This window comes from Micromonospora sp. NPDC049204, assembly GCF_040647935.1.
Lineage (GTDB): Bacteria > Actinomycetota > Actinomycetes > Mycobacteriales > Micromonosporaceae > Micromonospora.
Genome location: NZ_JBEZDC010000004.1, coordinates 309,192 through 331,098 on the forward strand (window position 1 = coordinate 309,192; position 21,907 = coordinate 331,098).

The 21,907-nt window shown below is 72.1% G+C and carries 24 protein-coding genes and 1 tRNA gene; 17 read left to right on the forward strand and 8 right to left on the reverse strand.

Annotated features, from left to right (window positions below):
* The first annotated feature begins 49 nt into the window (after positions 1–49).
* The 3 genes from AB0A90_RS10605 to AB0A90_RS10615 all read left to right on the forward strand — a co-directional run bounded on the left by AB0A90_RS10605 (position 50) and on the right by AB0A90_RS10615 (position 1,186).
* Entirely contained in the window at positions 50–487 is a 438-nt protein-coding gene (locus tag AB0A90_RS10605) for a DUF3052 domain-containing protein (RefSeq protein WP_007463483.1), read from the forward strand.
* 86 nt (positions 488–573) lie between these two features.
* Positions 574–1,038, forward strand: a complete 465-nt coding sequence (locus AB0A90_RS10610; RefSeq protein WP_357244880.1) for a peroxiredoxin — start codon at positions 574–576, stop codon at positions 1,036–1,038.
* Positions 1,039–1,114: 76 nt separating this feature from the next.
* Positions 1,115–1,186: transfer RNA gene (locus AB0A90_RS10615), tRNA-Val, on the forward strand.
* A gap of 372 nt (positions 1,187–1,558) precedes the next feature.
* Here AB0A90_RS10615 and AB0A90_RS10620 read toward each other — a convergent pair.
* Positions 1,559–2,146 carry a TetR/AcrR family transcriptional regulator gene (locus tag AB0A90_RS10620; RefSeq protein WP_357244882.1) on the reverse strand — a complete coding sequence of 196 codons (588 nt, stop codon included), beginning with the start codon at positions 2,144–2,146 and terminating at the stop codon, positions 1,559–1,561.
* Between the two features lie 74 nt (positions 2,147–2,220).
* On the opposite strand from AB0A90_RS10620, the gene AB0A90_RS10625 reads away from it, so the two are divergent.
* Together AB0A90_RS10625 and AB0A90_RS10630 are read left to right on the forward strand one after the other, a co-directional pair.
* Positions 2,221–2,637 carry a nuclear transport factor 2 family protein gene (locus tag AB0A90_RS10625; protein WP_357244884.1) on the forward strand — a complete coding sequence of 139 codons (417 nt, stop codon included), beginning with the start codon at positions 2,221–2,223 and terminating at the stop codon, positions 2,635–2,637.
* Complete coding sequence (locus AB0A90_RS10630) at positions 2,634–2,837, forward strand: heavy-metal-associated domain-containing protein (RefSeq protein WP_357244886.1); 204 nt, start codon at positions 2,634–2,636, stop codon at positions 2,835–2,837. The genes AB0A90_RS10625 and AB0A90_RS10630 overlap by 4 nt, the downstream gene beginning before the upstream one ends.
* 29 nt (positions 2,838–2,866) lie before the next feature.
* Here the strand turns inward: AB0A90_RS10630 and AB0A90_RS10635 are convergent, their stop codons facing one another.
* Together AB0A90_RS10635 and AB0A90_RS10640 are read right to left on the reverse strand one after the other, a co-directional pair.
* Positions 2,867–3,280 carry a hypothetical protein gene (locus AB0A90_RS10635; protein ID WP_357244888.1) on the reverse strand — a complete coding sequence of 138 codons (414 nt, stop codon included), beginning with the start codon at positions 3,278–3,280 and terminating at the stop codon, positions 2,867–2,869.
* Positions 3,280–3,738 carry a hypothetical protein gene (locus AB0A90_RS10640; RefSeq protein WP_357244890.1) on the reverse strand — a complete coding sequence of 153 codons (459 nt, stop codon included), beginning with the start codon at positions 3,736–3,738 and terminating at the stop codon, positions 3,280–3,282. The genes AB0A90_RS10635 and AB0A90_RS10640 overlap by 1 nt, the downstream gene beginning before the upstream one ends.
* A 67-nt stretch (positions 3,739–3,805) precedes the next feature.
* Here AB0A90_RS10640 and AB0A90_RS10645 point away from each other — a divergent pair, with 67 nt between their 5' ends.
* Positions 3,806–4,357 carry a DinB family protein gene (locus AB0A90_RS10645; RefSeq protein WP_357244892.1) on the forward strand — a complete coding sequence of 184 codons (552 nt, stop codon included), beginning with the start codon at positions 3,806–3,808 and terminating at the stop codon, positions 4,355–4,357.
* A 5-nt stretch (positions 4,358–4,362) separates the two neighbouring features.
* Here the strand turns inward: AB0A90_RS10645 and AB0A90_RS10650 are convergent, their stop codons facing one another.
* Both AB0A90_RS10650 and AB0A90_RS10655 read right to left on the reverse strand, forming a co-directional pair.
* Complete coding sequence (locus AB0A90_RS10650; protein ID WP_357244894.1) at positions 4,363–5,115, reverse strand: hypothetical protein; 753 nt, start codon at positions 5,113–5,115, stop codon at positions 4,363–4,365.
* 93 nt (positions 5,116–5,208) lie between these two features.
* A complete protein-coding gene (locus tag AB0A90_RS10655; RefSeq protein WP_357244896.1) occupies positions 5,209–5,949 on the reverse strand; it encodes a 3-oxoacyl-ACP reductase family protein in 741 nt (246 codons plus the stop codon).
* Between the two features lie 229 nt (positions 5,950–6,178).
* Between AB0A90_RS10655 and AB0A90_RS10660 the strand changes: the two genes are divergently transcribed.
* The 3 genes from AB0A90_RS10660 (at position 6,179) to AB0A90_RS10670 (ending at position 8,609) form a co-directional block, all read left to right on the forward strand.
* Positions 6,179–6,808: an HAD-IA family hydrolase gene (locus AB0A90_RS10660; RefSeq protein ID WP_357244898.1), complete on the forward strand. Its 630-nt coding sequence runs from the start codon at positions 6,179–6,181 to the stop codon at positions 6,806–6,808.
* A gap of 73 nt (positions 6,809–6,881) precedes the next feature.
* A complete protein-coding gene (locus tag AB0A90_RS10665; protein ID WP_357244900.1) occupies positions 6,882–7,361 on the forward strand; it encodes an N-acetyltransferase in 480 nt (159 codons plus the stop codon).
* Between the two features lie 105 nt (positions 7,362–7,466).
* The gene (locus tag AB0A90_RS10670) at positions 7,467–8,609 is read left to right on the forward strand and encodes a polysaccharide pyruvyl transferase family protein (RefSeq protein ID WP_357244902.1); all 1,143 of its coding nucleotides are present in this window, start codon (positions 7,467–7,469) and stop codon (positions 8,607–8,609) included.
* 8 nt (positions 8,610–8,617) lie between these two features.
* Here the strand turns inward: AB0A90_RS10670 and AB0A90_RS10675 are convergent, their stop codons facing one another.
* Positions 8,618–8,824, reverse strand: coding sequence for a hypothetical protein (locus tag AB0A90_RS10675; protein WP_357244904.1), 207 nt, complete (start codon positions 8,822–8,824; stop codon positions 8,618–8,620).
* 116 nt (positions 8,825–8,940) lie between these two features.
* Here AB0A90_RS10675 and AB0A90_RS10680 point away from each other — a divergent pair, with 116 nt between their 5' ends.
* From AB0A90_RS10680 to AB0A90_RS10690, 3 genes are all read left to right on the forward strand, one after another.
* Positions 8,941–9,426: a DinB family protein gene (locus AB0A90_RS10680; protein WP_357245197.1), complete on the forward strand. Its 486-nt coding sequence runs from the start codon at positions 8,941–8,943 to the stop codon at positions 9,424–9,426.
* Between the two features lie 162 nt (positions 9,427–9,588).
* Entirely contained in the window at positions 9,589–12,870 is a 3,282-nt protein-coding gene (locus AB0A90_RS10685; protein ID WP_357244906.1) for a DEAD/DEAH box helicase, read from the forward strand.
* Positions 12,871–12,943: 73 nt separating this feature from the next.
* Complete coding sequence (locus AB0A90_RS10690; RefSeq protein ID WP_357244908.1) at positions 12,944–13,846, forward strand: SWIM zinc finger family protein; 903 nt, start codon at positions 12,944–12,946, stop codon at positions 13,844–13,846.
* Between the two features lie 4 nt (positions 13,847–13,850).
* Here AB0A90_RS10690 and AB0A90_RS10695 read toward each other — a convergent pair whose 3' ends face one another.
* Complete coding sequence (locus AB0A90_RS10695) at positions 13,851–14,108, reverse strand: DUF3040 domain-containing protein (protein WP_357244910.1); 258 nt, start codon at positions 14,106–14,108, stop codon at positions 13,851–13,853.
* Between the two features lie 432 nt (positions 14,109–14,540).
* Here AB0A90_RS10695 and AB0A90_RS10700 point away from each other — a divergent pair, with 432 nt between their 5' ends.
* Genes AB0A90_RS10700 through AB0A90_RS10720 form a run of 5 tightly spaced genes read left to right on the forward strand, consistent with a single transcriptional unit; the run spans position 14,541 to position 20,854 of the window.
* The gene (locus AB0A90_RS10700) at positions 14,541–16,652 is read left to right on the forward strand and encodes a DUF1800 domain-containing protein (RefSeq protein ID WP_357244912.1); all 2,112 of its coding nucleotides are present in this window, start codon (positions 14,541–14,543) and stop codon (positions 16,650–16,652) included.
* An 8-nt stretch (positions 16,653–16,660) separates the two neighbouring features.
* On the forward strand, positions 16,661–18,043 hold the full coding sequence (locus AB0A90_RS10705; protein ID WP_357244914.1) for a DUF1501 domain-containing protein: 1,383 nt from the start codon (positions 16,661–16,663) through the stop codon (positions 18,041–18,043).
* Positions 18,040–19,458: a ferredoxin reductase family protein gene (locus AB0A90_RS10710; RefSeq protein WP_357244916.1), complete on the forward strand. Its 1,419-nt coding sequence runs from the start codon at positions 18,040–18,042 to the stop codon at positions 19,456–19,458. Before AB0A90_RS10705 ends, AB0A90_RS10710 begins: the two co-directional genes overlap by 4 nt.
* A 12-nt stretch (positions 19,459–19,470) precedes the next feature.
* Complete coding sequence (locus tag AB0A90_RS10715) at positions 19,471–20,082, forward strand: FMN-binding protein (RefSeq protein WP_357244918.1); 612 nt, start codon at positions 19,471–19,473, stop codon at positions 20,080–20,082.
* A gap of 49 nt (positions 20,083–20,131) precedes the next feature.
* A complete protein-coding gene (locus tag AB0A90_RS10720; protein WP_357245200.1) occupies positions 20,132–20,854 on the forward strand; it encodes an FAD:protein FMN transferase in 723 nt (240 codons plus the stop codon).
* A 293-nt stretch (positions 20,855–21,147) separates the two neighbouring features.
* Here AB0A90_RS10720 and AB0A90_RS10725 read toward each other — a convergent pair whose 3' ends face one another.
* Positions 21,148–21,819 (reverse strand): bifunctional DNA primase/polymerase, encoded by a 672-nt coding sequence (locus tag AB0A90_RS10725; RefSeq protein WP_357244920.1) that lies wholly within the window; start codon positions 21,817–21,819, stop codon positions 21,148–21,150.
* Between the last annotated feature and the right edge of the window lie 88 nt (positions 21,820–21,907).

Below are 21,907 nucleotides of genomic sequence, written 5' to 3' on the forward strand. Positions count from 1 at the left end.
CCGTCGCACCGACGCCGCGAGCAGGGACGAGATGAGGAGGCACGCGACAGTGAGCGCGACCGCTGGTCAGGCCGCCGACGGGGTACGCAGCCTGGCGGACCGGTTCGGTATCGAACCGGGGATGGTCGTCATGGAGATGGGGTACGACGACGACGTCGACCAGGATCTCCGAGACGCCCTGACCGACCGCTGTGGAGATCTGGTCGACGAGGACACCGACGAGGTGGTCGACGCCGTGCTGGTGTGGTACCGCGACGGCGACGGTGACCTTTTCGAACTTCTCGTCGACGCCCTCGGCCCGCTGGCCGACAACGGGGTCGTGTGGCTCCTCACCCCGAAGGCGGGGCGTGACGGGCATGTCGAGCCGAGCGAGGTCGCGGAGTCCGCGCCCACCGCCGGCCTTCAGCAGACCTCGACCGTCAACGCCGGCCGGGACTGGAGCGGCGCACGTCTCGTGCTGCGCCGAGGGGCCAAGGCCAAGAAGTAGCCCGCGCCGCTTCGCAGCCCGGCGGTCCGCACCGTCGGGTGGCAGGCTGGTGCCGTAACCCGACTCGACCCCCGAGGAGAGTACGCATGCCCATCGAGGTTGGTGCCGAGGCGCCGGACTTCGTCCTGAAGGACCAGAACAACCAGGAGGTCCGACTGTCGGACTTCCGGGGCAGGCGCTCCGTCCTGCTGGTCTTCTACCCGCTCGCCTTCACCGGCACCTGCCAGGGTGAGCTGTGCGAGGTGCGGGACAACCTCGACGCGTACGCGAACGACGACGTCCAGGTGTTGACGGTCAGTGTCGACTCGGTCTACAGCCACAAGATCTGGGCCGACCGTGAGGGCTACCAGTTCCCCATGCTTGCCGACTTCTGGCCGCACGGCGCCGTCGCCCAGGCGTACGGGGTCTTCAACGACGTCGCCGGCATCGCCAACCGGGGCACCTTCGTCATCGACAAGGCCGGCGTGGTCCGCTTCGCCGAGATGAACGGCCCGGGCGAGGCCCGCGACCAGCAGGGCTGGCGCAAGGCCCTCGCCGAAGTGACCGGCTGACCGGAGTACGCCGTGCGCCGGGGCCGGCGGCGAGCAGGTAAGCTTGCCAGCCACCGGCCCGCCGCACGGGCGATCCGGGCGCGTAGCTCAGTGGGAGAGCACCCGCCTTACAAGCGGGGGGTCGCAGGTTCGAAACCTGCCGCGCCCACCCCTCAGTCCAGCAAGCGAGATGGGCTGCCGGTGATCCGGCGGCCCATCTCGTCTCCTGGCCCAGCCCACGAGGCCTGCTCGCGCTTCCGCTCACGACCCCGTGGCCTCCGCTCGCTGTCCACCCCCGGGGCACTCCTCGGGCGGGGCGTAGGCACGAATGGTGCCGTTGTGTCGCGCCACGTCGCCCTCGGCGGTGAGGGGTACGAGGCGTTTGCAGACGGGACACCGGCCCCGCTGGTGCGGCGGGCGCTGCGTCACCGCGCCTCCCCGGGTCGGTCGTCGCACGTCATCGGTTTTCTCAGCCGGGTCATGTCGCCCATCGTTGCCGATCGAGGCTCGGCCGCGGCCGCACCTCAGCGTCCGCGGATGATCACCTGCTGGGTCGCAGCAGCCTGATCAGGACGGTACGCAGCGCGTCGGCGGCCTCGGCCCGGGACATCCGGCCGGCGTCGACCTCCTCGCCCACGGCGTGGCCGATCTTGATGGTGATCGCGGCGAGCAACCCGGCCGGTAGTCCACTGTCGAATTCGCCGCTCGCCTGTCCGCGCCGGACCACCCGGTCGATCCGGTCGGCGACCGGCGCGTGCCGTTCCTCGTCGACCTGCGGGCTCACCGGCAGTGACGCGATCTGCTGGGTCAGGCCCGGATAGCGCTCGGCGATCTGGGTGCCGGCCGTGAGGACGCGGATGAGCGCGTCCGGGGCGGGTCCGCGGTCCGGCTCGGCGGCGTCCATCGCGGCGACGGCCTCGTCGGTGATCCGTCGGACGACGGCCACCATCAGGTGCTCACGGGACGGGAAGTGGGCGTAGACGGTCTGCCGGGTGACGCCGGCGGCACCGGCGATGGCATCGAGGCTGGCGTCGGGCTGCGCGTCGAGCAGTCGGAGCGCCGCGTCGAGGATCGCACCGCTGTTGCGGCGCGCGTCCGCGCGGCGGTTGCGGTCCGCTGAACCACTCATCTCTTACACCTTGCCAAAGTTGTTGAGGGTCGATATTTTACAAGCTGTAAAGCTTCGACCGAAGGATGGGTGAGATGAAGGCTTCCGACGGCACTGACCCGAAGGAGTTCATCGCCAACTTCTTCACCTCTTTCATGCACGATCTGGTCCGTGGCGACGAGGATCCGGCGACGGTCGTGGACCGCTACCACACGCCCGACATTGTGCAGGTCGCCGACGGCCACCTGATGGACCGCGCCAAGCTCATCGCGCACACCCGCCCGGCCCGCAAGCACCAGACCGGCGCCCGGTGGGAGGTGCACGAGGCGATCGCCGACGGGGACCGGATCGCCGCCCGCTACACCCTGCACTTCCAGACCCCCAAACGGGTGGGCAGTGTGGACGTGTACTTCTTCGGGCAGTTCGCTGACGACGGGCGGATGCGGCAGGCGCACATGCTCACCCGTGCCGTTCCCGTCCGGGCCAGCGACGAGGAGCAGCTGTCGACATGACCGTCAGCAGCTATCGCGTGATCGGTATGGCCTGCGGGCACTGCGCGGGCTTCGTCACCGAGCAGATCGAACGGATTCCCGGTGTCACCGACGTGGCAGTGGACGTCGAAGGTGACACCGCCACGGTGACGAGCGACCGACCTCTCGACATCGCCGAGGTGCGTGCCGCCGTCGAGGAAGCCGGCTACGAACTGCCCTGACGCCTGCCCCCCGGGACGGACCGTGCGCGTCAGTGTGCGGGATCCGTCAGGTCCCGGGTGACGATCGCGAAGCGATGCGCGAACTCGACGGCTGCGTCGAGGTGGAGACTGGTGACGGGCGAGTCCACCAACGGTGGGGTGTCGCGGCGAACCACGAAGCGGGTCCGCACCAGCGTGTCGTCCGGGCCCTCCTCGTCGATGTCCATCAGCTCGGGCGGCGTGCCCGGGCGACCGCTGCCCGAGGCGGTCCAGCGGTACCGCAACTCCAACACGCCGTCCTCGGGGCAACTCCAGCTCAACTGGCTCACCGAAGCGCCACCGGCGGCGTTGGCCCACGCGCTCCAGCCGGTGCCGTCACTTCGCAGGCACACCCAACTGGACTCCAACGCGCCGTAGTCGTACGGGCCGCTGTCCCACAGCCCGACGAGGATCTCGTCGGGCATCAGGAGTCGCTGCCCAGGTTGAGCCGTAGGGCGTGCATCGCCACCTCCTCGAACGACGTGTCGAACACCTCGACGCTCACGTCGTCGGCGAGGACCTCGACGAGGTCTTCGTGGCAGACCACGAGGAAGTGGCGCAGCTGCCGCCAGCCCGAGGATGTCTGATCCGGGAGCGGCACCGCGTTCTGTGCCTCCAACCTGCCGGGCCACGGCGAACCCTGCACCTCGTAGAACCCGTACTCCCAGTCGGGGTCGTGGAGAGGGTGACCGGGCAACGCCTCGTCGTTCGGATAGCCGAAGAGCACCTGCGTGAAACCGACGAAGGTGGCCATCGCCACGCGGTGCGGCGCCTCGGCGACGAAGACGAGACGACAGCTCCGCTCGTCCGCCAGCAGTAGCTCACCCGACCCGGCGGGCGACGGAGAAACTCCCAGGTCCAGCAGGACCGCCTGTGGCCTCACCCACCGAATTCTATTCGGGTCCACGCGGGATGGACCGACCCCGATCGGCCCGTTAGCCTCGTCCACCATGACCAACGTGGACGAGGACGGTCACCCCGAGCCGCCGATCGCGGGCGACGAGACCGCCACCCTGTTGGGTTCCCTGGACCGCCAGCGCGCGACCCTCGCGTGGAAGACCGGTGGGCTCGACGCCGACAGCCTGCGGGCGACGCTCGGCCCGTCGTCGATCACCCTGGGTGGGCTGCTCAAGCACCTGGCCTTCGTCGAGGATCTCTACTTCTCGCTGAAGCTGGCCGGGCGCTCACCGGGAGCACCGTGGGAGACGGTCGACTGGGCCGCGAACCCCGGCTGGGAATGGCGCTCCGCCGCCGAGGACACCCCGGAGCAGCTCTACACGCTCTGGCGGGAGGCGGTGGCCCGTTCCCGTGCCACCGTCGCCGAGCTGCTGACCGACGCCGGACCGGAGCAGTTGGCCCGGGGTGAGTGGCCGGACGATCGCGTACCGAGCCTGCGCCGGGTCCTCGTCGACCTCATCGAGGAGTACGCCCGGCACGTCGGTCACGCCGACCTGATCCGGGAGTCGGTGGACGGGCTCACCGGCGAGGACCCGCCCCGCTGAGGGGTTCACGTCAGGGTCGCGTGCAGCCGATCCAGTTCGCGCTGGGTGCCGATGGCCTGGCGGTGCTCGGGGTGCTCCACGTACTGCCGAACCGTGTTCGCGAGGAACGCCGGGTCCACGTGCAGCCGCCCGACCGGCAGCGGATACGGGTGGGGCGGCTTTCCTGGCGCCGCGGCCAACCGCATCAGGGGGATGCTCGCGGCCCTGCGGGGCGGAGGAGGCGGACCACCCGGCAGTAGGCGATCCCAGGGCAGGAAGGTCCGCCTGACGAGGCCCTGTTCCGTGATGCCATCGCGGTCCAGGGTGAGCAGTGGCCGGTTCAGCAGCAGGGTGAGCGCGATACCGCCCAGGACGACGGCCGCGACAGCGATGGCCAGCGCCACCGCGCCCGTGGTCCGGACGAGCTGCGCGCGATCCCCGCCAGCGATCCGTTCGGTCTGCACGAAGGCCGCCGCGATCCAGCCAAGAACCATCGACCAGGAGCCCATCCACGCGGGGCTCGCCGGCGCGACGAAGCGGTGCCGCTGCGGGTCCACCAGCCAGGTCGCGGGCCGCCGGTTGCGTCTGGTCAACAGGGCGTAGCCGACCCACGGCACCAGGAGCGTGCCGGAGAGGACAGCCATCCACGCCAGGAAGGCGACGCCACTCGGGTCGATCCGCCAGGTCACCGGCCTGAACCACAGTTCGGCGCACACCCGCAGGGCGAACGCGGCCACGGCGAAGGGCCAGACCAGCAGGCGTGCCGCGCGCAGGGGCATGGCCGGCACCGTAGGCCGTCCGGTCAAGCCGTCCAGCGGGTCGAACCTGAGGTCGGGCGGCGCCGGAGGGCGCGGCGACGCCGCCCGGGGTCCTCAGCTGGTGAAGCCGCCGTCCACGTTGACCACCGCGCCGGTCACGTACCCGGCCTCGGGGCTGGCCAGGTGCGCGACGGTGGCGGCGATGTCGGCGGGCCGAGCGTAGCGGCCGACGGCGGTGAATCCTCTGATGGCCGCCGCGTTCGGTCCGTCCGCCGGGTTGGCGTCCGTGTCCGTCGGCCCGGGGTTGACCAGGTTGACGGTGATGTCCCGTGGTCCCAGCTCGCGGGCCAGGCCCCGGGTCAGGCCGACCAGAGCGGTCTTGCTCATCGAGTAGAGCGTCAGCCCGGGGAAGACGGCCCGCTCTCCGACGTTGCTGCCGATGCTGATGATCCGTCCGCCTTCGCCCAGGTGCCGCAGCGCCGCCTGCACGGCGACGTACGGCGCCCGGATGTTCACCGCGATCGTCCGCTCCACCTCTGCCATGCCCAGTTCGTCCACGGCGCCGACGAGGAAGACCGCCGCGTTGTTCACCAGGATGTCCAGCCGACCCAGGTCGGCGACCGTCCGGTCGACCGCGTCCCGCACGGCGCTCGGGTCGGCGCCGTCGGCCTGGACGGCCAGTGCTCGCCGGCCGAGCGCCTCGATCTGCCGCACCACTGTCGCGGCCCGCTCCGCGTCCTGTCGGTAGGTGAACGCCACGTCGGCCCCGTCCTGGGCCAGGCGCAGGGCGATGCCGGCCCCGATGCCGCGGGAACCACCGGTCACCAGGGCAACCTTGTCGCTGAGTGTCGTCATGCAAACGATCATGCGGCCGTGCCGACCTCCCGGTCTGGCGGCGATCGGACCCCTCGTTCCCACCTCCAGGTCCGATACCCGCGACCGCACCCACCCAGCCTCAAGATCTGCGCAGCTTCAGGGATCGTGCTGCCTCAACGGCCGACGAGACAGCAGGAGCACCGAAGTTGCGCGGATCTTGGGCTGCGGGGGAGGGTGGCCTGGGGACCGGGCGACGGGGAGGGTGATCGTGGGGCTGGGTGGCATCGGGGCGGTGCTGTTCGACATGGACGGCACCCTCGTCGACTCCGACGCCGCCGTCGAGCGGGCCTGGGAACAGTGGGCCGCCGAGTACGGGGTCGACCCGGCGGCGGCGTTGACGATCGCCCATGGCAGCCCCGCGGACCGGACCATCCGCCGCCTGCTGCCCGCGCTCGACGACACCACTGTCGCCGCGGCGGCGGCGCGGCAGCTCGCGTTGCAGTACGACGACCTGTCCGACGTGGTGGCCACCCCGGGGGCGCACGACCTGCTGACCGCGCTGGCCCGGCTGGGACTGCCCTGGGCGGTGGTGACCAGCGCCGACCGGCGGCTGGCCGAGGCTCGGCTCGGTGCCGCCGGCATCATCGCTCCCGTGCTGGTCACCGTGGAGGACGTGCGTGTCGGCAAGCCGGATCCGGAGGGTTACCGGCGGGCCGCCGCCCGGTTGGGCGTACCCGTGCCGCGGTGTCTGGTCGTCGAGGACGCCGAGGTGGGCCTGCGGGCCGGGCGGGCCGCCGGCGCGATGACCGCCGCGCTGAAAGGGCTCGATGGCGACCTGCGGCTCGACGACCTGACGCAGTTGACGCGCCACCTGGACCCGTCGCCCACCGCGCGCTGACCGGCGAACCCGGTGGCGTACCCGGGTCGGATCTGCTGCACTCTTCCCCGTCGACGACGGAGGGGAGGACTCGGTGGAGTTGACGCTGACACCGATGACGGAGCAGGACCTGGCCCGGTTGCTCGGGGAGCTGGAGCAGGCGTACGCCGAGGACCTGGTGGCGCACCGGGGGTTGACCCCGGAGGCGGCCCACGAGCGGTCGGCCACCCAGATCCGGGAGTCGCTGCCGGCGGGCGCGGCGTCCGAGAGGGCGCTGCTGCGGGTGGGCCGGGTCGACGGCATCGAGGTCGGTTGGATCTGGGTGACCCTGCCGACGACGGCCGCCCCGAGCCAGGCCTGGATCGACAACATCGAGGTGCATCCCGCGCAGCGGGGACGCGGGTACGCACGTCGGATGATCCAGCTCATCGAGGCCGAACTCGCCCAGCTCAACGTGCCCGAGCTGGGTCTGAACGTCTTCGGTACGAACACCGCGGCGATCGGGCTCTACCGGAGTCTCGGCTTCGAGGTCACGTCGCAGCAGATGGTGAAGCGGATCGCCGCGGCGGGCTGAGCCGGCGGCGCGGCCCCGGAGCGACCCCAGGCCGGTCCCCTGGGCAGGACTGTTCACCTGCCCAGCGGGAAACCGGCGCGGACCGCACCTGGGGAGGAGCGACGGATGACGCACGGTGTCGGACTGACCATCGGTGTGCTCGGCTCGTACGGTGGGCGAAACCTCGGCGACGAGGCGATCCTCACCGGCCTGCTCACCGATCTGCGTACGCAGGAACCAAACGCCCGGATCATCGTCTTCTCCCGTAACCCGGAGCACACGCGGGCCGCCCACCCGGACGTCGAGGCGGTGCCCTGGGAAGGCGTCAGCCGCACCGACTCCGCCCTCGTCCTGGCCCAACTCGACCTACTGATCCTGGGTGGCGGCGGCATCCTCTACGACCGGGAGGCCCGCCGCTACCTGCGGGTGGTCCGGGTCGCACAGGAACGCGGCCTGCCCCTGATCACGTACGCGGTGGGGGTCGGGCCGCTCAGCGACGCGGTGGACACCGGCATGGTCCGGGAGACGCTCTCCGGCGCGACCCAGGTGACGGTCCGTGACCAGGAGTCCCGGATGGTGCTGGAGGAGGCGGGTCTGCTCAATCCGATCACGGTCACCGCCGACCCGGCGTTCCTCCTGCAACCCGAGGACTTCCCGGCCCACCTGCTCGCCGAGGAGGGGGTGCCGGTCGGTAAACGGCTGGTCGGGATCAGCGTGCGGGAGCCGGGGCGGGCCGCCGAGCGGCTCGACGTGGACGGCTACCACCGGCTGCTGGCCCAGATCGGTGACTTCCTGGTGCACCGGATCGACGCGTACGTGCTGTTCGTGCCGATGGAACGGGACGACATCCGGCACGCCCACGGGGTGCTCTCCCACATGGTCGCCGCCGATCACGGTCGGATCCTGCACGGCACCTACTCGCCGCAGCAGGTGCTCGGACTGATGCGCCACTTCGACCTGGCCGTCGGCATGCGTCTGCACTTCCTGATCTTCGCGGCGATGGTCGGCACACCGTTCCTGCCCCTGCCGTACGCCGGCAAGGTCTTCGACCTGGCCCAGCGGCTCGGCGTGCCGGCGCTGCGCGGCGTGGAGCGGGAGGTCGAGGGGCCGCTGTTGGCCGAGGTCGACCGGCTGTGGGACGAGCGGGAGCAACGCGCGGAGGCCACCGCCCGACGGGTGGCCGAGGTGTGCGAGCAGGCGCGGGGCACCTCGGAGGTCACCCGCGGGGTGCTGGAGGGCCTACGCAGCCAGGCCCTCACCCGGGTCTGAGTGGGCGGTCACACGGCGGGACCCGTCCACCGGTAGCGCCACTCGCGGGCCTCTTCGTGGGCGGTCTCCAGCTCGTAGATCTGTGCCTGCGCCAGCCCACCCGAGCCGAGGTGGTGGTGGGTCAGCGGTGGACGGCCGTTGCTGTCCAGTTCGACGGTGATGGTCTGCCCGTCCGCCGTGCCGCCGACGAGAAGGATCCGCACGGATGAAGCCATGCGCCCATCCTGCCCGTCGTGCCGCCCGCCCGCAGCGGATAGCGGGGCAGCGGGGCGACCCGACCCGTGGCTAGGGTCGGCGGGTGGAGCAGACGATCGATCCGACGCTCGGCCCGGTGCTCGCCCGTACCGGCGACGAGCGCGCCGTACTGGACTCGTTCCTCGACTTCCACCGGGCCGTGCTGCTGCGCAAACTACGCGGTCTCTCCGACGCCGACGCGGGCCGACGGCTGGTGCCCTCGGCGACCACGCTCGCCGGGCTGGTCAAGCATCTGACCCTGGTCGAGCGGAACTGGTTCCCGACCCTGCTGGCCCCCGAGCCGGGCGACGTCTACCTGACCTCGGAGGAGGATGCGGTGGCGAGCTTCACGCTCGGTGACCAGGACACCGTCGCCGAGCTCACCGAGGCGTACGAGCGGGCCTGCGCCCGATCGCGGGCGATCGCCGCCCGCTTCGACCTTGACCACGTGGTGCCGCACCCACAGCTCGGCGAGGTGTCGCTGCGCTGGATTCTGGTGCACCTGATCGAGGAGACGGCCCGGCACGCGGGTCACGCCGACATCCTGCGCGAGCTGACCGACGGCGAGTGCGGCGCGCTCTGAACCCCGCTGCCCCGCGATCTTGCACTTTCTGTCGCGGCATAAGGGGCATACGCCACGCATCGCCGACAGAAACTGCAAGATCGCGCGAGGGGTGCGCCGGGTCGCGCCGGGGTCGCGCGGGGGCCGCCTATCCTGGGCGCGGGCGGCGACGAGGAGGAGCAGGTGCTGGTCATCCACGGGCTGTGGCTGCCCGGCGACGACTCGACCGGCGGCCTCGCCGTCTGGGCCGAGGACAGCGCCGCGCCACAGGCGCCGACCCGGTCCGGCCGGCCGCCCCGGGAACGCCCGCACCCCTTCGCCGCCGGGCACGCCGACCTGGTCGCCGTCCTCGCCGACGCCGCCGAACCGGCCCACCCCGGCACCGCGCTGCTCACCCTGCCCACCCGGGCGGGCGCGCCGGTCGACTCGCCCGAGCTGATCCGGACCGCCGTCGCACCCCCGGCCCGCGGCCGGCTCACCCTGGCCGGGTGGCGCGTCCCCGTGCTGATGTACGCCCCAGACGACGCGCTCTCGCTGCTCCGCGCCCTGGACGACCTCCCGGCGGTGCCCGGGTCAACCCTGCGCCACCTCGCCGACCTGGCCGACTTCGCCGCCGACCTGGTGACCCGCGGTCGAGTCCTCCCCGGCGTCGCCACGACGGCTGTCCCGTCGGCGAGCGGGGTGGCGGCAAACAGGACGCCGGCGGTCGTCGCGTCGCCGGGCAGGACGTCGGCGAGCGCAGCGGCGGTCAGTGGCACGGTCGCAGGGGCGTCGTCAGGCGGTTCCGTCCAGGTGCCGGCCCAGGCGGTCTGGCGTCCGCTGCTGACCGGCACCGACGCCGCCTGGGCGCGCTCGCTGGCGCTGGCCCTGCCGCCAGCCGCCCGAGCCGCCGTGGACTCCGCCACCCTTGACCCGGCCGGCATCGCGGCCTTGGCCGGTGGTTCGGGTGGGAGCGAGTTGACCGCGGCCGAGGTCGTCGCGGATGCGCTCGACGCGCTCACCGACGCCGCCGCGCGGGCCGCCCTGGCGACCACCACCCTGGCCCGGGGACTGCGCCCGGGTGGCCCGGCACCGGCCTGGTTGGCGGCGCTCGCCGGCCCGCAGCGTGACTTCACCGTCGATCCGACGGCGTTGGCCACGCTGCGCGAAGAGCTGGACGCCTGGCAGCGGGACGCCGCCGGCGGCCCGGTGCGGGCCAGTTTCCGACTGGTGGAGCCGGCCCCGGACGAGGTCACCGAACCGATCCTGGCGACCCGACCGGCGCCGAACGACATCGTGCCGGCGCCGGTCGAGTCGGTCGGTGGTGGGCGTTGGCGGCTGGAGTTCGGGTTGCAGGCCGCGGACGAGCCCGGCCTGCACGTCGACGCCGGGCAGGTCTGGCGGGCGCCGCAGACGCTCGGCGGCCTGGCCGGCCGGACGACCAGCCCGCAGGAGACGCTGCTCGCCGAGCTGGGCCGGGCCAGCCGGCTCTGGCCGGACCTGGACGCCGCACTGCGCACCGCCGCCCCCGAGGCGATGGACCTCGACGTCGAGGGGGCGCACCGGTTCCTCAGCGAGGGCGCTCCGGTGCTGCACGCGGCCGGGTTCGGGGTGCTGCTGCCGTCCTGGTGGCAGCGCTCGTCGGCGCGGCTCGGCGCCCGGCTGCGGGCCCGCAGCCGCACCGCGCCCGGCACGGTCGGTGGCATGGAGGCCGGTGTCGGGCTGGATGCCCTGGTCGACTACCGCTGGGAGATCGCCCTCGGGGACCAGCCGCTGTCCGCCGAGGAGCTGGCCGCGTTGGCGGAGATGAAGACCCCGCTGGTACGGCTGCGCGGCCGGTGGGTCGAGCTGGACCCGGGGCGGCTCGCCGCCGGTCTGCGGCTGCTCCGCTCGGCGGGCGAGCTGACCGTCGCCGACCTGCTCCGCCTCGGGCTGGCCGACGGTGAGGCCACCGGGGCGCTGCCGGTGCTGGAGGTGACCGCCGACGGGGCGCTGGGCGACCTGCTCGCCGGTGCGGTCGAGCGTCGGCTCACCCCGCTGGACCCACCACCGGGCTTCCAGGGGACGTTGCGGCCGTACCAGCAGCGTGGGCTGGCCTGGCTGGCGTTCCTGCGCTCACTCGGCCTGGGTGGCGTGCTCGCCGACGACATGGGGCTGGGCAAGACGGTGCAACTGCTCGCGCTGCTCGCCGGGGACCCACCGGAGGCCGGACCGACGTTGCTCGTCTGTCCGATGTCACTGGTCGGCAACTGGCAGCGGGAGGCGGCCCGGTTCACCCCGCAGCTGCGGGTGCACGTACACCATGGGGCGGAGCGGGCGCGGGGGGCGGAGTTCACCGCGGCCGCGCACGGCGCGGACCTGGTCGTCACCACCTACTCGGTGGCCGCCCGCGACGCCGCCGACCTGGCCGGCATCGACTGGCACCGGGTGGTGGTGGACGAGGCGCAGGCGATCAAGAACGCGTCGACCCGGCAGGCCGAGGCGGTCCGCGCGCTGCCCGCCCGGCAGCGGGTGGCGGTGACCGGTACGCCGGTGGAGAACCGGCTCGCCGACCTGTGGTCGATCATGCAGTTCGCGAATCCGGGGTTGCTGGGGCCGGCGGCGACGTTCCGCAAACAGTTCGCCGAGCCGATCGAACGGCACGGCGACGCCGAGGCCGCCGAACGGCTCCGCCGGATCACCGGGCCGTTCGTGTTGCGCCGGCTCAAGACCGACTCGTCGATCATCTCGGATCTGCCGGAGAAGCTGGAGATGGAGGTGCTCTGCAACCTCACCGCCGAGCAGGCCGCCCTGTACCGGGTGGTGGTCGACGACATGCTGGCCCGGATCGAGACAAGCGACGGCATCGAGCGACGCGGCCTGGTGCTGGCCACCATGACCCGACTCAAGCAGGTCTGCAACCACCCGGCCCAACTGCTGCGTGACGGCTCGCCCCTGGAGGGCCGCTCCGGCAAGCTGGCCCGGCTCACCGAGATCATGGAAGAGGTGCTGGCGGCGGGGGAGCGGGCACTGCTGTTCACCCAGTACGCCGAGTTCGGCGCGATGCTGCGGGGTCACCTGTCGGCGCGGTTCGGCCGGGAGGTGCTGTTCCTGCACGGCGGCCTCGGTAAGGCCGAACGGGACGCCATGGTGCAGCGCTTCCAGTCGGCGGACGGTCCGTCGCTGTTCGTCCTCTCCCTCAAGGCCGGTGGCACCGGGCTCACCCTGACCGCCGCCAACCACGTGGTGCACGTGGACCGGTGGTGGAACCCGGCGGTGGAGGACCAGGCCACCGACCGGGCGTTCCGGATCGGGCAGCGTCGACGGGTGCAGGTCCGCAAGTTCGTCTGCGCCGGCACGGTCGAGGAGAAGGTGGCCGCGATGATCGCGGACAAGCGCAGCCTCGCCGAGCGGGTGGTCGGCACCGGCGAGCAGTGGATCACCGAGCTGTCCACCGGTCAGTTGCGGGACCTGTTCACCCTGGAGGCCGGGGCGGTGGTGGAGTGAGCGAGCGGAGCGCGCGAACCATCAGGCACAGCGTGGTGCCTCACGCCGGCGCGGAGCGCAGCGGAGCGCTGGCGTGACCGACTTCGCCGACTACGGGCGCCCCCGCCGGGTCGACGGGGGACTGCGGGCACGCAGCGCCCGAGGGGCGATCGGTCGCTCCTGGTGGTCGCGGCGGTTTCTGGAGGTGCTGGAGTCGTTCGCGCTCGGCACCCGGCTGACCCGTGGTCGGTCGTACGCGCGGGCCGGCCAGGTGCTCACGCTGGACATCGCGCCCGGACGGGTCAGCGCGGTGGTGCAGGGCTCCCGGCCGCAGCCGTACCAGGCATCCATCGCGCTGAAGCCGTTTCCGTCCGCGCTCTGGTCCCGGATCGAGGCGGAGCTGGCCGGCCAGGCGTTCTTCAGCGCCCGGCTGCTCGCCGGGGACCTCCCCGACGAGTTGGAGGAGCTGTTCATCGCCGCCGGCGCGCCGCTCTTCCCGACCGGCGTGGACGAGCTGACCCAGCGGTGCAACTGCCCCGACTTCGCCGTGCCGTGCAAGCACCTCGCGGCGACGTTCTACCTGCTGGCCGAGGCGTTCGACGCGGACCCGTTCGAGCTGCTGCACTGGCGCGGTCGATCCCGTGCCGATTTGCTCGACGAGTTGCGTGCCCGGCGGGTCGAGGCCACCGGAACGGCCCTGCCACCCGCCCCGGTCGATCCACCGTCCGAAGCGGACGACGAGGGATCGACTGTGGACGTCGTGGCACCCGTCGGTGCGGCCCGTGCGCTGGCCGGTCTGCCGGCAACTCCGCTGGCCGACGCCGCGGACCGGTTCTGGATGCCGCCGGTGCCGCTGCCCGATCGGCCACCCCGGCTGGCGACCGGCCCCGACCTGCTGCTGCGCCAGCTCGGAGCGCCAGCGCCGGCCATCGGCGGGCCGGGACTGCTCGAACGGTTGCGCCGCGCGTACCGGGCGTTCAACCCGGCCGACCGGTGAGCCGTCACGTCCACCGGCGGCGGAACCGCCACATGACCGCGGCGTTGGCCACCAGCACCACCGCGCAGATCGCGCCGGTCAACCGACCGGCGAACACGGCTATCGCCGGCAGCGACGCCCACAGCACGATGGTCAACAACATCAGGTAGCGGCCCCTGCGGGCCCGGGCCCGGTGGTCCAGCCGGTTGAAGAAGGCCGGGTCACTCTCCCGGAGCTGACGGGTGATCTGGTCGAATCTGCGCTGATCCTCTTTGCTGAGCATGGCGCTGCCTTCCCCTCACGCGTTCAGCGGTTCGGCGGCATACCCGCTGCTGCGGCGGCTCACGCTCACCCGCTGCTGCTACTTTTCCGCCACGTGAGGTCACCTCATGTCCGGCTTACCCAAACCTTAAGTTTGCCTGTGGTGGTGAACGACGCGGAACGTGTCGCGTGTGGCGGAGCGGTCCGGTCTGTGCCCGGCTGCCGCGCGTCCGCCCTGCTGGGAAGCTCCGCGCCCGCCCGGCGCCCGGCGCCCGACCGCGATGCCGCACTGAGCGCTGTCTTAAGTGCCCTCGCGAGGGTGTTCAGCCCACCTTGAAGGCACCTGAGTGCTTGGTTACCTTGCCGTAGCAACCCCCCTCAGGCAACAGTCGCCGCACCTGCCGCACCTGCCCGGTCGCAGCTTCCGGCGCTCATCAGAAATCGGGATTGGTACATGGCCGACCAGAATGTGCCACCACGCCGACCGCGGGACGACCGCGGTTGGGACGGACGCCAGCACCACAACGCGGACGGCTACGGCGACCCCAGCACGTCCGCGCCCTACGGGTACGAGTCGCCCCACCCCTACCAGGGTGGCTACCCCGCGCAGGCCGACCCGCGCGAGCAGTACGGCGACGGTTACGCCCACGCCGGACACCCCGCCCCCGGTCCGCGTGGACCGCAGTGGGTCGGCCCGGAGGGTCTCGGCCGGCCGGCGCCGGCGCGACCGGCCGGTGCCGGACTGCCCGCTCTGGACGATGACGACGACTCGGGTCGCAAGGTCGGCCGGCGCAAGGCCGTGTTCGCCCTCGGCGGTACCGCTGCCGTCGTCGCCGGTGGCGCGGCGCTCGCCATGACCCCGCAGATCCGTGGCCTCTTCGGCGACGAGACGACGGCGGCGGCGAAGGCTGGCGACGCGACCGGCAGCACGGTGACCGACGGCACCGCGGCGCGGCCCAGCGGCCAGCAGCCCAGCACGGTGCGGACGTACACCGAGCAGAACGAGAGCTACATGGGCTCCCGGGCCGGCGAGGCGTTGAAGAAGAACGCGCCAACGACCGGACGGACCCTGTCCGGCCCCGCCGCCGCCGCCACGTCGACCAAGGTGACCGTCAAGACGGTGCTGGCCAAGGACCCGATCCTGCACCTGGCCCGGCGCGCCACCTTCGGACCGACGCCCGAGGTGATCGCCGACATCAAGAGCAAGGGTATCGACGCCTGGATCCGCGCCCAGTTGGAGCCGGACAAGATCGAGCCGAGCAAGGCCGAGTTGAAGCTCGCCGAGTTGCCGACCCTGAAGCTCGACCCACAGCAGTTGCGCGCCCAGCGGGACCAGCTCAACGACCAGGGCGCCCAGCCGGAGCGGGAGATGGTCGACGCCACCATCGCCCGGCAGATCTGGTCCAAGCGCCAGCTGTTCGAGGTGATGGTCGACTTCTGGAACGACTTCCTGCACGTCGCCGCCGACTTCGACGGCGGCGAGGCCTACCGCAACTCGTTCGACCAGGACGTCGTGCGCAAGCACGCGCTGGGCAGCTACCCGGAGATGCTTGTCGCCGCGAACAAGCACCCCGCGCTGCTGATCTACCTGAACCAGAAGGACTCCCGCAAGGACGCGATCAACGAGAACCTCGCCCGGGAGAACCTGGAGCTCTACTCGGTCGGCGTCGACGGTGGTTACGAGGAGCAGGACGTCCGGCAGGCGGCGATGCTGCAGACCGGCCGCGGCATCGACCGCGAGGGCAAGTACGTCTTCAAGCCCGAGCAGCACTACGTCGGCAAGGTCAAGATCCTCGGCTTCACCCACGCCAACGACTCGCTGGACCCGAAGAAGGCCGACGCGGCGATCGACGCGTACATCGCCTACATCGCGCTGCACCCGTCGACGGCGAAGTACGTCGCGCAGAGCCTGGCGACCCGGTTCGTCTCGGACACCCCGCCGAAGTCCCTGGTGGACCGGCTCGCGAAGACGTACACCACGAACAACGGCCTGATCAAGCCGGTGTTGATGGCGCTGTTCTCCTCCTCGGAGTTCTGGGCCGGTGTGGGCCAGAAGGTGCGCCGGCCGATGGAGTACCTGGTCGCCACGTACCGCACCCTGGGTGTCTCACCGGAGGCGTCGCCGAAGCACAACAACGGCGACAACAAGCGCACCCCGTACGCCCGGGGCCTGCGGCAGATCCACGACAAGCTGCGCGAGCTGGGCCACTTCCCGATGGGTCAGCCCACCCCGGACGGCTACCCGGATGTCTACGTCGCCTGGACGTCGGCCGGCACCATGGTCAACGGCTGGAACGAGGCGGGCGAGATCATCGGCGGTTACCGCACCACCTTCACGTACACAGCCCCGGAGAAGTTGGTCGCCGCGCCGCCGGCCACCGCCGGGGCGTACGTGGACGCGCTCTCCCAGCGGCTGGTGGGTCAGAAGCTGAGCACGCGGGAGAAGGACCTGATCCTCAATGTGGCCGGTGTCCCGCCGACTGCCAAGGTCGACGCCACGTTCAACGGGGCCATCACCGCCGTCGCGCGGGCGATCCTCGCTTCCCCCCAGCACCACCTCCGGTGAGGCACCCGATGGAGAAGACTGTGTACAACTCTTTCCCCCTGCACCCCGAATGCCCCGACGTGCGACGGCTGGCCGACAACCCGGCCGAGGCGTTGCTGCGCGCGGAGGCGGACATCGTCGCCGCCGAGAGCGCCGCCGAGCGGGACCGCTACCGCACCCTGGAGAATCTGGAGGAGGCGCAGCAGGACGGTCGTGGCGTCACCCGCCGGACCTTCGTCGTGGGTGCCGCGGCCACCGCCACCGCCCTGGCCACCGCCCAGTTCGTCACCACGTCGGCGTCGTTCGCCGCGACCCCGACCGGCACCCTGATCCACGTCTTCCTCTACGGCGGCCTGGACGGGCTGAGCCTGGTCGCGCCGGACAACGACCCCGTGCTCGCCAAGGACCGTCCCGACCTGCTGCTCGGCAACGACTCGTTGGCCCTGGACCGCGGGTTCAAGATGACCAGCGCGTTCAAGCCGTTGGAGAAGTGGCTGGCGGCCGGTCAGCTGGGCTTCGTCCCGGGGACCTCGGACCCGCGCCTGTCGCGCAGCCACTTCCAGGCCGCGGACGCCTGCAACCTGGGTGGCCTGCCCAACGAGACCGGTGGCCGGGGCTGGCTCGACGGCCTCGTCGACCACCTGGGCAAGGGCACCGCGTTCCGCAGCGTCGGCATCGGCAGCACGCTGCCCCGTTCGCTGGTGGGCACCAACGGCGCCCTGTCGCTGAACAACGTGGGATCGCTGCGGCTCAACGGCGACCAGAAGTACCGGGCCGCCACCGAGGCGGCCATCCGGGGGCTCTTCACCGGGATCAACCACCCGGTGGAGGAGGCCGTGCAGGAGGGCATGGGTGCGCTGGCCACCGCCCAGCAGTTGGCGGCCAAGCCGTACGAGCCCGCCGAGGGCGTCAAGTACGAGGGCGTCGGCAACTCGTTCAAGCAGCTCGCCCAACTGATCAAGGGCGGCGCGAACGTCCGGGTCGCCACCGTCGGGATGGGCGGTTACGACACCCACGAGAACCAGGGCACCGCCGCGGGCGGCCAACTGCACCGCAAGTTGAACGAGCTGGCCACCGCGATGGCGGCCTTCTTCACCGACCTCGGTCCGCAGGCCGCCGACGTGACGATCATGGTGTCCAGCGAGTTCGGTCGTCGGATCCGCTCCAACACCGGCGGCACCGACCACGGGCACGGTGGGGTGGTCACGATCCTCTCCGGCAAGAAGCTGGCCGGTTCGCTGCTCGGCGACTGGAACGGTCTGGACAAGCCGGACTCCGGTGACGTGCCGGAGTACAACAACATGTTCAACGTGTACGGCGCGGTGGCCCAGGGCCGGTTCGGGCTCACCAACGCGGAGGTCGAGAAGGTCTTCCCCCGCCAGAAGTACGCCCCGATGAAGCTGTACGCGTGACGTACCCGCACACCCACGCCGCCGGCCGTCGTACCGGGACCTCGTCCCGGCACGGCGGCCGGTCGGCTGCTCCCGTACCCCCGCAGGTCCCGGACCGGCGCGGACCCGGCGGCCGGCGGCTGCTGGGCCTGCTGCTCCTGGTCGGCCTGCTCGCCAGCGTGCTGCCGTGGTGGCTGGGCACCCCCGCCGGTTCGTTGCGCAGCACCGCGTCCACCGTCACCGCGGCCGGCCGGATCAGCGGTCTGATCGCCGGCTACCTGCTGCTGGTGCAGGTGCTGATGATGAGCCGGCTGCCGGTGCTGGAGCGGTGGATCGGCGGTGAGCAGATAGCCCGCTGGCACCGCGACGTCGGCGCCACCCTGCTGGTCGCCGTGCTGGCGCACCTGTCGCTGATCATCGTCGGCTACTCGGACCTGCGGAACCAATCGCTCCTCGCCGAGGTCGGCACGCTGCTCGGCGACTACGAGGACATGGTGTCGGCGTTCGTCGCCGCCGGCCTCATGATGCTTGTCGGGTTCAGCAGCATCCGGGGGATCCGCCGGGCGCTGCCCTACGAGATGTGGCACCTGCTGCACCTGTCCAGCTACCTCATCCTGTTGCTCGGCTTCGGCCACCAGTTCGCCCACGGCGCGCAGCTGTACAAGCCCGGTCCGGTGCGCACCGGCTGGATCGCGCTCTACGTGCTGGTGGTCGCCGCCCTGCTCTGGGGCCGGGTGCTCGCGCCGTTGGCGTTCAACCTGCGCTACCGGCTGCGGGTCGCCGACGTGGTCGCCGAGAGCCCCGACACCATCTCCATCTATCTCACCGGCGAGCGGCTCGGCCGGCTGACGATGCTCGGTGGCCAGTACTTCCGCTGGCGTTTCCTCACCCGGGGCTGCTGGTGGCAGTCGCACCCGTTCTCCGTCTCCGCCGCCGCGAACGGTCGCTGGCTGCGGCTCACCGTCAAGGTCGTCGGCACGCACACCGCGGACCTGCGCGACCTGACCCCGGGCAGCCGGGTCTGGGCGGAAGGCCCATCGGGCACCTTCACGGCCGCGCACCGGGTCCGCGAGCGGGCACTGCTGATCGCGGGCGGCAGCGGCATCACGCCGATCCGGGCGATGCTGGAGGAGCTGCCGCCGGGCGCGGCCCTGATCTACCGGGCCCGTACGCCCGCCGACGTGCTGCTCAGCCGTGAGCTGGACTGGCTGGCGCAGGAGCGGCACACCTCGGTCTGGTACGTCATCGGCTCCCGCGACGACCCCGGTCCCCGTCAGCTGATGAGCCCGGACGGGTTGCGGCAACTGGTGCCCGACGTGGCCCGGCGCGACGTCTACCTGTGCGGGCCGCCCGGCCTGGTGGAGCAGTCGGTCCGCGCGCTGCGCGGCGCCGGCGTGCCCCGACGGCAGATCCATCTGGCCACGTTCGAGTTGTAGGAAGGCATCCCCATGCGTCGCGCGTTGCTCGCGATCACCGGCCTGGCCGCCAGCACCACCGCGCTCGTGGTGTTCAAGGGCTCGCCGGGCGCCACCCAGGTCGCCCAGAACCTGCCGACCGCCCAGCCGGTCAACCCCACCCCGCAGGGTGTCGACCCGGCCGCCGAACCGCCCGCCGGCGCGACCGCCGAACCGCCCGCCGGGGCACCGACGCCGTCGGTGAAGCCCAGCGCGCCGTCGTCGGCCAAACCCACCAAGAGCACCACCCGGCCGCCCAGCACCCCCCGCGCCACCACGAAGGCTCCCTCCGCGCCGCGGACCACCACCAAGGCGCCGGAGTCGACCACGCGGCGGGTCACGGGGCCGGGCGTGGACAACGAGTACGGCTTCGTCCAGGTGCAGATCGTCGTCTCCGGCACCCGGATCGTCGAGGCCGTCTCGCTGTCGCTGCCCAGCGGCGGCGAGTCCGACATCCACAGCGACGACGTCAGCAGCAGGTACGACGGCACCGGCGGCGAGGTGGTGCAGAAGCAGAGCGCCAACGTCAACACCGTCTCCGGCGCCACCGAGACCAGCAACTCCTACAAGCAGTCCCTGCGGGGCGCGATCGAGCAGGCGTTCTGACGTGCCGGCCGCGATGATCCGACCCGGGCTGTGCCGGGTCGAGCAGATCATGGGTACGGCGATCACCCTGGACCTGGCCGACGACCTGCCCCCGGCGGCCCTGCACGAGTTGGCCGACGACGTCTTCGCCTGGATGCGCGAGGTGGACGCCCGGTTCAGCACGTACCGGCCGGACAGCGAGGTGTGCCGCTTCGACCGGGGTGAGGTGCTGCTCTCCGAGGCGTCCGCGGATCTGCGGTTCGTGCTGGAGGCCTGCGCGGACCTGTGGGGTGCCACCGACGGCTTCTTCGACGCGTACGCCACCGGGCGGCTCGACCCGTCCGGCTTCGTCAAGGGTTGGGCCGCTCAGGTCGCCTCGGATCGCCTGCTCGCGGCCGGCGCCGCGAACCACTGCGTGAACGCCGGCGGTGACGTGCGGGTGCGCGGCCTCTCCCCGGCCGGGGCGCCGTGGCGCGTCGGCATCCGGCACCCCTGGGACGCCATGGCGACCTGCCTGGTGCTCACCGGCACCGACCTGGCGGTGGCCACGTCCGGCGTCTACGAGCGTGGCCGGCACGTGCTGGACCCGCGCCGGGGCGCCCCGGCCAGCGGGTTGCGCTCGGTGACAGTGGTCGGCGCGGACCTCGGTGTGGCCGACGCGTACGCCACCGCCGCCCTCGCCATGGGAACACCCGGCCTCGGCTGGCTGAACGGCCTCGACGACCACACCCACGCGGTGGTGACCGACGACGCCCGCCAGTACGGTTCCGCCGGCCTGCCGCTCACCGACTAGAAGGCCGCGCAGCCCGGCCGGGGCTCCTAGCGGACCGGGCGGTGGGTGCCGGCCGGGCGGGAGCCGGTGGGGCGTGGGCGGCCGGGACGCGAGCCGGACGGCCGGGTGCCGGCCCACCGGTGGCGTGGGTGGCTGCGGCGGGGCGGTTCGGTGCCGCCGGGATGAGGCGCCCTGTCGTTCGTGGACATCGTTCCCCCGTTCGTGGCGCGCGTTCGCGCCGTCTCCCTGTCAACGAGGACCGGCGCCCCGGCGACGCTGTCGGGCACCTGATGGAATCGCCGGCCCGGCACGTCTCACCTGCCTCGTCGGGGCAGTGGCAGGTGACCGGGGAGCAGGTCGGGGGCGAGCGTCACCCCGGCGGCGCGCAGCGCCCCGATCAACGTGTTCTGCACGAGGTACGAATCCGGCAGCTGCCAGCGGGCCTGCTCGGGGGCGACCGCCCAGCGGACCGTGCCCTCCGGCAGCCGGGTGGGCGGCGCGGGGACCCACGAGCCCGGCCCGTGCCGGACCACGTGGAAGCAGTGCTCCAACTCCGGCCGGAGCGGGTCGCCGGGGCGGACCAGGAACATCCACCGCCCGGTGGGGGTGACCAGCACCGGCCCTCGTACGCCGGTGCCGGCCGGGTGGATCTGCACCGCGTCGAGCACGTGCCGGCCCAGGTGGGCGGGCACCTCCAGCACGTCGAAGGCCCGGCCGGTGGGCAGCAGCACCCCGTGTGGACGGTTCCGCCACCAGGTGGCCACCCGGGCCGGGTCGGCGCTGGCGGCCAACTCCCAGTTCTCCAGGGCGGGATGGCAACCCACGGTGGGACAGCCGGCCCGGCCGCAGACGAAACGGCTGCGGGCCAGACAGGCCCCCGGCGTGACCTCCCACCCGTGCGTGGCGTACCGCATGGCGACCCGGCGCAGCCGGACTCGTTCCAGCGGTGACAGTTCGGCGACGCGCGGTCCGACGTTCCCCCACATGTGTGCCATCTCCCTTCGTCGGGCCCGGCGGTCGCCAGGTCGCATGTCGAGCACCGTCACTGCCGTAACCCACGATCGTTGAGGTTGA